Annotated in this window: 6 protein-coding genes, 1 other RNA gene and 2 pseudogenes; 4 read left to right on the top strand and 5 right to left on the bottom strand. The window is 65.3% G+C overall.

The window, feature by feature from the left end; all coding sequences use genetic code 11:
• Positions 1-515 precede the first annotated feature (515 nt).
• Positions 516-591: non-coding RNA, sX9 sRNA (locus tag KWO_RS00240), on the top strand.
• A gap of 323 nt (positions 592-914) precedes the next feature.
• On the opposite strand, the pseudogene KWO_RS00235 reads toward KWO_RS00240, so the two are convergent.
• From KWO_RS00235 to KWO_RS00220, 4 genes and pseudogenes are all read right to left on the bottom strand, one after another.
• A pseudogene (locus KWO_RS00235) lies at positions 915-2,650 on the bottom strand (M56 family metallopeptidase).
• Between the two features lie 3 nt (positions 2,651-2,653).
• Positions 2,654-3,040, bottom strand: a complete 387-nt coding sequence (locus KWO_RS00230) for a BlaI/MecI/CopY family transcriptional regulator (protein WP_010375367.1) — start codon at positions 3,038-3,040, stop codon at positions 2,654-2,656.
• 214 nt (positions 3,041-3,254) lie between these two features.
• Positions 3,255-3,805: pseudogene (locus KWO_RS00225) on the bottom strand (substrate binding domain-containing protein); the annotation flags it as partial.
• Positions 3,805-6,234 carry a penicillin acylase family protein gene (locus KWO_RS00220; protein WP_017112505.1) on the bottom strand — a complete coding sequence of 810 codons (2,430 nt, stop codon included), beginning with the start codon at positions 6,232-6,234 and terminating at the stop codon, positions 3,805-3,807. The gene KWO_RS00220 and the pseudogene KWO_RS00225, both read right to left, overlap by 1 nt.
• A 223-nt stretch (positions 6,235-6,457) precedes the next feature.
• Between KWO_RS00220 and KWO_RS00215 the strand changes: the two genes are divergently transcribed.
• Positions 6,458-6,802 carry a hypothetical protein gene (locus KWO_RS00215; protein WP_010375356.1) on the top strand — a complete coding sequence of 115 codons (345 nt, stop codon included), beginning with the start codon at positions 6,458-6,460 and terminating at the stop codon, positions 6,800-6,802.
• 283 nt (positions 6,803-7,085) lie between these two features.
• Here the strand turns inward: KWO_RS00215 and KWO_RS00210 are convergent, their stop codons facing one another.
• Complete coding sequence (locus KWO_RS00210) at positions 7,086-8,363, bottom strand: DNA topoisomerase IB (protein ID WP_026112752.1); 1,278 nt, start codon at positions 8,361-8,363, stop codon at positions 7,086-7,088.
• 54 nt (positions 8,364-8,417) lie between these two features.
• On the opposite strand from KWO_RS00210, the gene KWO_RS00205 reads away from it, so the two are divergent.
• Both KWO_RS00205 and gltB read left to right on the top strand, forming a co-directional pair.
• Complete coding sequence (locus KWO_RS00205; protein WP_010364702.1) at positions 8,418-8,798, top strand: I78 family peptidase inhibitor; 381 nt, start codon at positions 8,418-8,420, stop codon at positions 8,796-8,798.
• 201 nt (positions 8,799-8,999) lie between these two features.
• Entirely contained in the window at positions 9,000-13,472 is a 4,473-nt protein-coding gene (gltB, locus tag KWO_RS00200; protein ID WP_017112506.1) for a glutamate synthase large subunit, read from the top strand.
• The last annotated feature ends 5 nt before the right edge of the window (positions 13,473-13,477 follow it).

Genomic DNA, 13,477 nt, shown 5'->3' with positions numbered 1-13,477 from the left:
CCGGTGCGGTTTGCGTAGAAGTCACATCAGGTGCTGCTGGTGCAACCCTTGCCCTGTCCCCGACAGGCGAGATATGCGCGATGGGTGCGACCTGCGCCGATGAAGAAGGTGCAGGTACAGCCAGCGCAGGCGCTGCAGCGGCGGTTGCGATCACGGTGGGGCCGGCGGCGGCGGCAAGGGCCAGCAGCAACGCCGAACGCAGGCACAGCAATGGAACAGTGGTCTGGATCATGTGAGATCTCCACGAAAGGCACAGCGCGTTGAGTGCCGCCTGAGCAGTGCGCATCGGCGGATGGAAACAGCGATCACGCGGCCACGGGGTTGCCGACGCTGCAGACGTCGAGACTCAGCAAATGCAGGGCTGTGGCGGCCCGTGGTGATGCAGGTACTGCCTTTACCGATGCGATGCCAGCGCATTGCGTCGGCAGATGCGTGGCGTCAGGAACTGCGCTGAAACGCAGCGGAAAAACACCGTGCTCACCGCGCGGTGGCAGCGGACGGTGCTCTGAATCGGCATGTACCACCCGTACACTGCGTTGCTGATCTGCCGTCCACGCCCACCTGACGACTGCGCACGACGTTCTGTTACCCACTCTTACTGCGGCCGCGTGTCTGCCGGCCGTGCACAGCCGGAGGTGGAGTCACGCGGCACACCATGCGTTGCTGCTCCGTGGCCAACGGCACCCATCGCCGCCGTGACGTGCGGTCTACAGCGGCCCGCGATGCTGCCGCTCTCTATTGGATCGCTAAAGCAGCAAGCAAGATGGTGCAGGCAGCTACCAGCTGTGGCGATCAGCTGGCGTAATTAGCACGCTATGACGAGGTTCGTCGCCGAATCCACGCATGGTCCATGCCGGCTCCTCGTATCGACCGCGCCCGACTGACGGTGAGCGCAGTCGTTTCATCAATGGTTCCTAGCTGCTCTTCGCCGGTTCTGCTTCTGCCTGCGCTTGGTCTGCCTCTGCTTGCGCTTTTTCGGCCTCTACTGCGCCTGCGCGGCCTCGCGTTGCGCTTGCGCCGCTTCCCGTTGCCCGCGTTCGGCCTCGGCGCGGCCCTGACGAGCGGCCTGCTTGGCCATTTCAACCTGCTGCCGCGACAGCTCGTCTGCTTGGCGCACTGCAGCGGCATACGCGTAGTGCGCCTGACGATGCTGCAGCGCGACTTCGCGAATCTGTTGCTCGGCTTGGCGTGCTTGCTGTTGCGCGTCCTGTTTGGCCTGCGCCAGTTCCGGGCCCAACGAGGCCAGTTGTTCGCGTGCTTCCTGTAATGCGTCCTGGGCTTCCTGCATCCGCTCCTGCTGCAGCTCAAGGTCCTGGTTGTTGGCAGCGAGCGCCTCGTGCACCGCGGCTTGCGCGCCACGGGTGGCATCGCGGCGGATGCGGCCCAGGTCGAGATTCCAGTTGCTGTCCGTTGGGTCCGCATCCTCGTCATGCAGCGGCTCGGCGCCCAGCACATCGGCAATGACACCGTGGGTGGCAGGGGCGGCCGCTTCCGCAGGTGCGGCCGGCAGCGCCGGTGCAGGCAACGCGCTCATCGGCGCTGCTGCGTCTGCAGTGTTGACCTGTGCGCGTGCAGCGCCCGCTGCTGCCGGGGCGGTAACCACAACCGGCTGCATGTGGGCAGACGTCTCCGGTGCGGGTTTGGCTACCAGACGCAGCGGCAGCACACCGCACACCGCTACTGTGGCCAAAATCATCGCGGCGGCCAGCCGTGGAAACGCGCGGGTGTCCTGCAACATCGACAATCTGCGCTTCAAACCAAGAAATGAGGGGGACGCGCTCGCCACGCCGCCGCGTGGACGCGGCGCCACACCCAGTTGCAACAACAAGCGGCCGTACTCATGGCGGCAATGCCGATGCCCGGCGACCACGGCGGCATCGCAGGCGGCTTCGCGGGCGATTGCATACTCGCGCGCGGCCAGATGCACCAGCGGGTGGAAGAAAAACAGGTGCTGCGCCAACGCCGGCAGCAAGCCCCACCACAGATCGCCACGGCGCAGATGGATCAACTCGTGGGTCAGCGCCATGTCCAGATCGTCATCGGCCATGTGCGGCAGCCGTGCAGCAGGCAACAGCAACACCGGTTGCCACGGACCGATCAACTGCGGCGAGTCGATCTGCGACGACAACCGCAGCGACGGCGTGCGCGATAAGCCATGCGCCTCAGCAGCCATCTGCAACGCCTGCACCAAGGCCTGGTCGGTGCAGGGCTGGGCCGCGCGCACCAATGCACGGCTGCGCAGATAGGCGCGCCCCGTGCCGGCCGCCAGCACCAGCACGCCCGCCGCCCACAACGCCAGCAATGCCGCAGCAAGGGTGGGCCAGGCACCGCCCTGCATCGCCTGCGCGGTGGCGCCGGCATGTGCAGCCGTGGATGCCGCGGCAGCGGCAGTTTCCATCGACGCCAGGCTGCCGGTCGAACCCAGCGCAGTGGTCACGCCATGCGCTGGCAGCACCGGCAGCTGCACCGGGCTGCTCCACACCAGGCCAACCACCGCCTGCACACCTACCAACCACCACAACCAGGTTTGCGTGGCCGCTGGCAGGCGGCGCACGCCACGGCACAGCGCCCACACCACCAACACCAGCACCGCGGTCTGCACGCTGGTGGCGCCAAGCTTCCATAACACCGCTTCGATCAGGGGCGACATGACTCAATCCTCCTTGCGCTGCGATTGCAGCTTGGCAACCAATGCTTCGAGTTCGGCCAGTTCGGTATCGCTGACTTCGGCGCGCTGCGACATCCACGCCACAAACGGCGACACCGAGCCCTGCAGGGTCTTTTCGACGAATTGCCCCACTGCGCCTCGCACCACATCGTCCTGCCCCGCGGTGGCGCTGTAGCGGTACATGCCGTCCACTTGCTTGCGACGCAGAAAGCCCTTGGCCCGCAGCCGCTCCATCATGGTCAACACCGTGGAGCGGGCGAGCCCACGCGGCTCACCGAACGCGGCAGCCACTTCGCCCACGCTGGCATGCCGCTGTTCTTCGATGTACTGCAGCAGGGCCAGCTCCTGGTCACCGATGGTCTTGCCACGCATGCCGCTCTCCCTGACTACAGTTGTCGCTACCGTAGACGTGACTACAGCTGTCGTCAATAGGTCGGATGGCAGGGGTGCGTATGGATGTTTGTCGTGGCGCCTGGTTGCCTGGCGAGGCCAGATGCCCTGGGGCGACTTCAGACGTGTTGCGCGCAGCAGCTGAAAAAGGCGCTAGCGGGCTTGGTGCGCTTTCGACCGGAAGGACGTGATTGCCCTACCCCTTCAACACCAGCGACATGTCCGGATAGCGGGCGCAGATGAAATCCACGAAGGCGCGCACCTTCGGTGCTGCCAGGCGCCTAGAGGTATGCGATACCCATAGCGCCGGCTCCACGCTGGAGATGGTGCCCATTGCACTAACGCGCCGCGTGCGAGTTGCTCCGACGCAATCGACTGCGGAATCAACGCAACGCCGCCGCCGGCGATCACGGCATCACGCACCATCAGAAACGAGGAAAACTGCATCCGCGGCACTGGCTCCAACACCAGGCGCCCGCCATCCAGCACTCAGGTGGTGGGCTGGATGCTCGACATCACCACGCCCGGCACCGGATGCACTGCTTCGCCGGACGGCATCGCGATGGACGGTGCGGCCACCGCCACCAACCGGTCCTTGGCAAAGCAGCGACCGACCAGGCTGCTGTCCGGACTTGGGTTGATGCGGATGGCGACATCGCACTGTTCTTCCACCAGATCGACCGTGCGGTCCTCGGCCACTACCTCGAGCGTGATCTCCGGATAAGCCACACAGAAGTCAGCGCCGATTACTGCGCCTGCGCAGGCACCAGGTCGAAGATCTGTTCGGTTGCCGCATCTACCGCAGCGCGCGTGTACAGCAGCGGGAAATAGCTTCCCTTGAGCCATAGCGGTGCGAGGTCGCGGTAATGCCGGCTGGCCGGGTCGCCGGATTGGCCGGGGTAATTCATGGCGCGAGAGTTATCCCAATTGCCCAGGTCGATGATCAAGCGTGCAGAAGGACCGATCGTCTGGCGAAAATCGGCAGGGTCGTAGCTGGACTGATTCGGCGTATAAGGGCTGCCGCCCTTGGCGAACGGGCCGATATCAAGCAGCGCGCGATCGACACCGGCCACCGCGCTCATCGCGTGCGAGATCTTGTTGGTGTGCAGTTTGCCCCATTGCCACTGCGAGGCATTGGGGCCTTGCAGCGAGACAAGCGCCTGGTACGCACTGCGCAACGACTGCAGCAGCAGCTGGTCGCGGCGTGCGGCCGGCGTTGCGCCGAACACGGCGCCGGGATGTTCCAGCGCATCCAACATGGCCGCGGCATCGGGCGCGCCGAAGCTGTCGGCCTCTGACGGCTGTAATCGCAACGCTTTGTATGCATTGCCCAGATAGCGACTGAACCAGACCTCTTCCAGCACTGCGGCGGGCGACGCGGCGCTGATCTCGCCATTCCATGGCCGCAGCAACGTAAGTGCGGCGCTGATATCAGGGTCCTGCGAACGCAGCGGTCGCAACAATGCGACCAGGCGTTGCGCGGGCAAGGAGACCTGATCGTTCTGCAGTTTTTCCGAATCCTCCAGCGTCACCTTGGGCAGCAGCGAGAGCACCTGGGTGATGCGGGCGTGGCGTGCCTCATTGGCCCACTCGAAGCCGAGTTTGCGCTGCGCAACCGGGTAGCCGGAGGGCAGGTTCATCTCGTTGGAGGTGGTGATGAAGCCGGCTTTGGGATTCTTTGACCAGGGCAACACCGTGCTATCCCAGAAGCCGTTCCATTCGTAGCGGCCATCGCCGGGCACTGGCAGCAATCCATCGCCGTGATCGCGGCGCGGGGTCATGCCGGCGGTGGCCCAGCCGATGGTTCCGTCGACATCTGCATATACCTGATTGACCGACGGCGCTCCCCAATGGGCGAGTGCGGTTTTGAACTGCACGAACGAGTTGCTGCGCAGATAGCGTAGCGAGCCCAGATAGGGCGCCGCACCGGGCTGGCTCCACACCGACCGCAGCGCATACGCCAGATGTTTTTCGGCATCGACATAGATCACCGGCCCGTGACGGGTGAATTGCAGCTCTACTGTCACCGGCGCGGCGCCGCGCACGGCGATCTGTTCGTGCTCGCTGCGCAGCGGCTCCCATTTGCCCTGGTACCAGTAGGACGCGTTGTCGTCTGGACGCAACCGATAGACGTACAGATCTTCCTGATCGATGTTGAAGATGGTCAGGCCGAACGCGCTGGTGCGGTTATGCCCGATCGCAATGCCGGGCGCGGTGGGCTCGCCGGCGCCGATGATGTCCAGGCCAGGGCTGTTGAGATGCACGAAGTAGCGCAGGCTGGGCACGCTGTAGGCCCGATGCGGGTCGTCAGCCAACACTGCATGACCGGTGGCGGATTTGTGCGGTGCGATGACCCAGTTGTTGCTGCCTTCGGCGGAGGCTTGTTCGTCCGTGGCCGAAGGCGTTGATGCGATTGCCGCCAGCTGCGTGCCTGCGCTCAGCTTGGGGCTCTGCGTCGCCAGCTCATAGACCTTCAATACGTCTTTCGGCAGACACGGGTCCAGTCCCTCTGGCAGCGTGGTGGTCCAGGTCGGCTGCAATGTCAGGCGAACCGCATCGACTGCCAGCGAGGCCTTGCAGGCCACGTTCGCACGCGCGACTTCGCTTTTGACATTACGGCTCAGGCCAGTGGTGCGGATGCGCAGCACATCCTCCGGCGCCCAGCGTTCAGGGCGATACCCCAGCTTGCCGAATTCGTAGGGCAGTGCCTGCCGGTGGCTGTCCAGCCATGTGATATACGCGTTGATGCCGGCCACAAAGCGACCCACGTCGCGCCGGGCATCGGGCCCGTAACTGCTCCATTCCTGCGCCATGTCGCCGCGATACAGAAACAGCCGCGCGGCGCGATCCTGTTCCACATAGGTTGGCCCGAACGCCTCGGACAGGTGGCCCAGGCCTTTGCGTCGCAGCAGATCCAGCTGAAACAAACGGTCGCGCGCCACATTGAAGCCCTGCACGAAGAACGCGTCGTCGTCGGTCTGCGCGTAGATATGTGCCAAGCCCCACCTGTCCACGCGGATCTGCGCCGGCTGTTGGAGACCTGCCACCGTCATGGTGGCCTGGTTGGGCGCAGGCGCTGCACGTGCAACGGTCGGCGCCAGCGTGGCGCAGGCGACACCCAGTGCACACAGCAAGGCAGTGAGGGTCATGCTGGCGATCGCATCTGGTGAACGCATCAGCCTGCACCCCTCACAATGCGGGGCGGCGCGCGGCCCGGAAGCGCTGGCGTCGCAAGCGAATCCCTGCGGGCCAGCGTTGCTGCAGCGTACCCCGGTGCGCAGACGATCGCCGGCAATCCAGAGAGGTGTCTGTCCTCTGACACGGTGCGGCGCGGCATCTTCATGCCATCCCGACAACACCACCTTCACGCTTGCGGCATTCTTGCCCTGGAGATTCCCGATGATCCGTATCCTCGCCCCGCTCGCTGCCGTTGTGTTGTTGTCGGCCTGCGCTTCCACTCAGGTTGCGCAAGTGCAGCCGATCGACGGTGCCATCTCCGGCCAGTGCCATATCGACAAGGTGCGTGGTGCAGTAGGTCTGGCGGCAGCGGCGCAGACCATCGAACGTGCGCGCGTGGATAGCGACAGCCAGCAGGTCATCGTGCGTCGCGGTGAGCGCGCCACCGGCGGCACCACCGCCAGCGGTCTGGCCGATCCGGCGCAGGGTGCCAGCGAAAGCGGCGGCGATCAGCTCACCATCGAAACCGGCCCGAGCAACAGCATCACGGCGATGTATTGCGGCTGATTGTTGGGGATTGGAGATTTTGGATTGGAGATTTGGGATTCGGGATTCGGTAAAGCACCGCAGCTTTTCCGGCTCCCGGGTCTGCCATTTGCAGTGTCTGACAAACGTATCTAGCCGTCGTCTGTGGCCGTGAACGGTCGCAAGCGCGGCGTGCGCAGGACAGCCATACCGAGCACCGGCCGCGCTCATCTGGTGAATTGCGCGTGTACGGTACCTTCCTCGGTGCACTGTTCGTGCTGGGCAAGCATAGTTGTCTTAGCGCAACTCTTTACGGATTTCGCTTCTATGCTGACTTCCGCTTCGACGCCGGCTTTGCCTGTGCCTTGAGCTTGCTACGCGACGCGGTCAGGAACTTCAGCGTGGCTGCTTCCCATTGGCGCTCGCCGCGCACGCCGGTGGCCATGGCCTGCAGCTGGCCCGCGCGCCAGCCTTCGAACACGCGCGGGTCGATGTAGGCCTTGCGGCAGACCGAGGGTGTGTTGCCCAAGGCGTCGGCCACTTCGCGGATGACATCGTTTTGCACCTGGGTCAGCGCGCGTTCGCTGCTGCGCTCGGGTAATGGCAGACGCGCCAGGCGCTGCAATGCGGCCAGCGTGCCGCCCCAGGTGCGGAAATCCTTGGCAGTGAAGTCTTCGCCCATGGCCTCGCGCAGATAGTCGTTGACCTCGCCCGAATCCACCGGCTGCAACTGGCCATCGTCGTCGCGGTACTGAAACAACGATTGCCCCGGCAATTGCTGGCATTCGCGGATCAGTTTGACCAGCTGCTTGTCGTCCACTTCGATGTCGTGGTCCTGGCCGCTCTTGCCGCGGAACTTGAGTCGCGCGCGGCCGCCTTTCAAAAACTCCATATGCCGGTTGCGCAGCGTGGTCAGCCCGTACGAGCGATTGCTGCGCGCATATTCGGCATTGCCCACGCGCACCAAGGTGTCGGCCAGCAATGCCACCACAATTGCCAATACTTTTTCGCGCGGAAATCCTGACAGCACCAGATCGCGACGCAACCGCCGGCGCAGTTTGGGCAGCGCAGTACCGAAGTCGATCACGCGTTCGAACTTGCCTTCGCCACGCACCTGCGCCCAGTCGGCGTGATAACGGTATTGCTTGCGCCGCCGTGCATCGCGTCCGGTGGCCTGCAGATGGCCGTTGGGCTTGGCACAGATCCACACCTCGGTATACGCCGGGGGAATGGCCAGCGAACGGATGCGCTGCAAGGTCTCGGCATCGCCAATGCGTTGCCCGTCGGCATCGCGGTAACTGAAACTCTTGCCGGCCTTGCGGCGGCTGATGCCGGGCTGCTGATCGTTGACGTACGTGAGCCCGGCCGCGCGTGCGGTGGCCTTGGCCTGCGCCACGGCCGCCGCGCTTGCCACGGCAGCGGTAGCGACGGCGGCACCAGTGGCCACCGCAGCAAGCTTGCCGGTGGTGCTTACGGTGGCTGCGGCACTGCGAAGAACACGTTTGGCTTTCATTGCGCACAGGTCGAAGGACTGGGCGTAATTGTTGAGCGCGGCGAGACTAGGTGATGTCAACGGAACGACAACGCCGTGTGCGCAAGCCATGCCCGTCGCGTGACTTTGTGCTTATGCTTGGGCATCCCTTCGCTGGAGTGATCGATGCGCGCTGTTCTGCCTATTGCCCGCCTGACTTGCACCCTGGTTGTGCTGACTGCATTGACTGCCTGCAACAAACCGCAACCCGATGAACAGGAAGCCGTCACCGCCAAGGCCCAGCACGCGGCCGAACAGGCCTCTGCCCCCGCGCCGGATGCAGCGCCGGAAGCGCCGCCGATCGGTACCTGCGATGCCACCCAGGTGCAATCGCTGGTGGGCCAGCCGTTGACCGATGCGGTGAGCGAACAGGCGCGCAGCGATGCAGCCGCCAAGTCGGTGCGCGTGCTCAAACCCGGCCAGATGACCACCATGGAATTCAACGGCGAACGGCTCAATCTGGAAGTGGACGCCAAGAACGTGGTCACCTCGGTGCGCTGCGGCTGATACGGCGTTGGCGCCTGTCGCAAGACCGGCGCCAAGCCTGCTGGCACAAGGGATTGCAGCGGCTCTTGTTGCAGCTGTAACGGTGTATTGCGGCACCGCATCAACTGTGGTCTAGTCGATCATCCGGTGACCTCTTCGAACGCTCCACGGATCGAGCGGTGCAACGTCGTCGCCGCTCTCCTGGATCGCAAAGAGGCAGACATGGCCCCCCGCACTCGCCAAGGGCTCAACGACTACGGTCTCTACAACAGCGTGCGCGATGAACGCGACGCCTGTGGTTTTGGCATGGTCGCCCAGTTGGACGACCAACCTTCCCGCTCGCTGGTGGACACCGCGATTGCGGCGCTCTCGCGCATGACCCACCGCGGCGGTGTCGCCGCCGACGGACTCACCGGCGATGGCTGTGGCCTGCTGATTCGCAAACCCAATGCGTTCCTGCGCGGGCTCGCGCGCGACGCCGGTATCACCCTGGGCAGGCGCTACGCGGCCGGTGTGGTGTTCCTGCCGCTGGACGAGGCCGATGCCGCCCGCTGTCGCACCGAGTTGGAAGCGCAGCTGCAGAGCGCCGGCGTGCACTTTCGCGGCTGGCGCGTGGTGCCTACCGACGACAGCGTGTGCGGCCAGCTGGCACGCGACACCTTGCCGCGTATCGAGCAAGTTTTTGTCGATGCCGGTGCCGAGCAGACCGAAGACGGCTTCACCTTGGCACTGTTTCTGGCGCGCCGCCGTGCCGAGCAGGCGCTGCACGCGGTCAACAATTTCTACGTCACCACCCTCTCGCCCAATGGCATCAGCTACAAGGGCATGGTGCTGCCGGACAAGCTGAGCACGTTCTACCCGGACTTGCAGCGCAGCGATCTGTCCTCCAGCGCGATTGTGTTTCACCAGCGCTTTTCCACCAACACGCTGCCGCGTTGGCCGCTGGCGCATCCGTTCCGGCTGCTCGCGCATAACGGTGAAATTAACACCATCGAAGGCAACCGCCGCTGGGCGCAGGCGCGCAGCAAGGTATGGCAGACCCCGCGTTTCGATATCGCCGAATTCGATCCGGTGATCTCCATGCACGGCTCCGATTCGCAGAGCCTGGACAACATGCTGGAGCTGCTGATCGCCGGCGGCATGGACCTGTTGCAGGCATTGCGCATCCTGGTGCCACCGGCGACCCAGTCGCTGGAGTTCAAGGACGCCGATCTGGCCGCGTTCTACGAGTTCTACGGCCTCAACACCGAGCCGTGGGACGGCCCGGCCGGCATCGTCGCCTGCGACAGCCGCTATGCCGCCTGCATGCTCGACCGCAACGGCCTGCGCCCGGCGCGCTGGATGCTGACGTCCGACCGCCACTTCCTGGTGGCCTCCGAAGCCGGCGTGTGGGAATTGCCGGCCGAGCGCATCACCCGCAAGGGCAAGCTCGGTCCTGGCGAGATGATGGCGATCGATCTCAAGCGCGGCGACCTGCTCGATTCCGATGCCATCGACCGCATCAACCGTGCACGCGCCCCGTACAAGCAGTGGTTGCAGCAGGGCGTGACCTATCTGCAGACCGAATTGATCGACCCCTCGCTGGTGGAAGAGCCCTTTAGCGAGCAGACCCTGCGCAGCTACCACAAGCTGTTCCAGCTCAGCACCGAGGAAGTGGAGCAGATCCTGCGCCCGCTGGCCGAGACCGAGCAGGAAGCCACCGGCTCGATGGGCGACGACACTCCGATGGCGGTACTCAGCCGCCAGACCCGGCCGTTGTACGACTACTTCCGCCAGGCGTTCGCGCAGGTCACCAACCCGCCGATCGACCCGCTGCGCGAAGGCATCGCAATGTCGCTCACCACCCAGCTCGGCAAGGAGACCAACATCTTCCACGCCGGTGCGGAGACGGTGAACCACGTCATCCTCAACTCGCCGGTGCTCAGCCAACGTAAGCTGCGTCAGCTGCTGAAGATGGAGCAGTACGTCGCGCGCAACCGCCTGATCGACCTGTCCTACAGCGTCGAAGAAGGCCTCAAGGCGGGGCTGGAACGCATCTGCCAGGAAGTGGAAGCCGCCGCCCGCGAGGGCGCGGTGATGCTGCTGTTGTCCGACCGTTACCCGGTGCCAGACCGGCCGATGGCGCATGCGCTGCTGGCGACCGGTGCGGTACACCACCACCTGTGCAAGGTGGGCCTTCGTTGCGACGTCAATCTGATCATCGAAACCGGCACCGCGCGCGATGCGCACCACATGGCCTGCCTGCTCGGCTTCGGGGCCACCGCGGTGTACCCATATCTGGCCTACCAGACGTTGTTCGACCTGGGCCGGCGCGGCATCCTGCAGCTGAGCAAGGGCGGCGAGCAGTCGCAGATCGGCCGTCGCTACCGCAAGGGCATCTACAAGGGCCTGTCCAAGATCATTTCCAAGATGGGCATCTGCACCATCGCCAGCTACCGCGGCGCGCAGTTGTTCGAAATCGTCGGGCTGGACCCGGACGTGGTGGAGCTGTGCTTTGCCGACACGCCCGCGCGCATCGGCGGCGTTGGCTTGCAGCGGCTGGACACCGAAGCACGCGAGCTCACCGCGCGCGCCTGGAACGACCAGCTCAAGCCGGAAGTGGGCGGGCTGCTCAAGTACGTGCACGGCGGCGAGTACCACATGTACAACCCAGACGTGGTCATGACGCTGCAGCGCGCCACGCGCACCGGCGATGCTGGCGACTGGCAGAAGTACGTGGACGCGGTGCACTCACGCCCGGCCTCCACGCTGCGCGATCTGGTGCAGCTCAAGCGTGCCGCCACCCCGACCCCGCTGGATGAGGTGGCCCCGGCCATCGATGTGCTGCGGCGCTTCGACACCGCTGCGATCAGCCTGGGTGCGCTATCGCCTGAAGCGCATGAAGCGCTGGCCATTGCGATGAACCGCCTGGGCGGGCGCAGCAATTCCGGCGAAGGCGGCGAAGACCCGGCCCGCTACGGCACCGAGAAGCGCTCCAAGATCAAGCAGGTGGCCTCCGGCCGCTTCGGCGTGACCCCGGAATATCTGGTCAACGCTGAAGTGCTGCAGATCAAGGTCGCCCAGGGCGCCAAGCCTGGCGAAGGCGGCCAGTTGCCCGGCCACAAGGTCAATGAACTGATCGCCCGGCTGCGTTACGCCAAGCCCGGCATCGGCCTGATCTCGCCGCCGCCGCACCACGACATCTATTCCATCGAAGACCTGGCCCAGCTGATCTACGACCTCAAGCAGGTCAACCCGACTGCGCTGGTGTCGGTGAAGCTGGTGGCGCATGCCGGCGTCGGCACGATTGCCGCCGGTGTGGTCAAGGCCGGCGCCGATCTGATCACGGTGTCCGGCCACGACGGCGGCACCGGGGCCAGCCCGGTCAGCTCGATCCGCTATGCCGGTGTGCCGTGGGAACTGGGCGTGGCCGAGTCGCACCAGGCGCTGGTGGCCAACGACCTGCGCGACCGCACCATCCTGCAGACCGATGGCGGCCTGAAGACCGGCCTGGACGTGGTCAAGGCCGCGCTGCTCGGCGCCGACAGTTTCGGCTTCGGCACCGCGCCGATGATCGTGCTGGGCTGCAAGTACCTGCGCATCTGCCACCTCAACAACTGCGCCACCGGCGTGGCCACCCAGGACGAACGCCTGCGCGCCGGCTACTTCACCGGCCTGCCGGAGCGGGTGGAGCACTTCTTCCGGCTGCTGGCCGAAGAAGTGCGCCAGTGGCTGGCGTATCTGGGCGTGCGCTCGCTGGACGAAATCGTCGGCCGTACCGACCTGCTCGAACAGCTGGACGTCTCGCCGCGCGCCGGGGTCAAGGTCGATCTCTCGCGCCTGCTCACCCATGCGCAGTATGACGGCAGCCACTGCGCCGCCCAACGCCTGTACGAATCGCCGGACAGCCTGGCCACGCAGATGGACGGCCTGCTGGCCGATGCGATCGCCAACAAGACCGGCGGCGACCATCGCTTCCTGATCCACAACACCGACCGCTCGATCGGTGCGCGCCTGTCCGGCGCCATCGCGCGCGTGCACGGCAACCACGGCATGAGCGATGCGCCGTTGAACCTGCGCTTCCGCGGCACCGCCGGGCAGAGCTTCGGCGCGTTCAACGCCGGCGGCCTGCAGCTGGAACTGGAAGGCGAAGCCAACGATTACGTGGGCAAGGGCATGGCCGGCGGCCGGCTGGTGGTGCGGCCGCCACGCGGCGCGCGTTTCGAAGCGCGTAGCACGCCCATCGTGGGCAACACCTGCCTCTACGGCGCCACGGGCGGCGAGCTGTTCGCAGCCGGCCGCGCGGGCGAGCGCTTTGCGGTGCGCAACTCCGGCGCGTTGGCGGTGGTGGAAGGCGCCGGCGACCACTGCTGCGAATACATGACCGACGGCGTGGTGCTGGTGCTGGGCAAGGTGGGCCTGAACTTCGGTGCCGGCTTCACCGGCGGCCTGGCGTACGTGCTGGATATCGAACGCGACTTCGTGGACCGCTACAACCACGAGCTGATCGACATTCACCGCGTCTCCGCTGAGGGGTTCGAGAACCATCGCCAGCACCTGCACACCTTGATCAGCCGGCATCGCGAACTCACCGGCAGCATCTGGGCGCAGCAGATCCTGGACGAGTTCCGCGACTACATCGGCAAGTTCTGGCTGGTCAAACCCAAGGCCGCCAGCATTGAGTCGCTGACGGAGTCGCTGCGGCGCGCCGCCTGAGCAAC

The sequence above is a fragment of the Xanthomonas vasicola pv. musacearum NCPPB 4379 genome, from assembly GCF_000277895.2.
GTDB lineage: Bacteria > Pseudomonadota > Gammaproteobacteria > Xanthomonadales > Xanthomonadaceae > Xanthomonas > Xanthomonas vasicola.
Note: the sequence above shows the minus strand (reverse complement) of the source record. Positions and strands in the feature narration are given on the sequence as shown.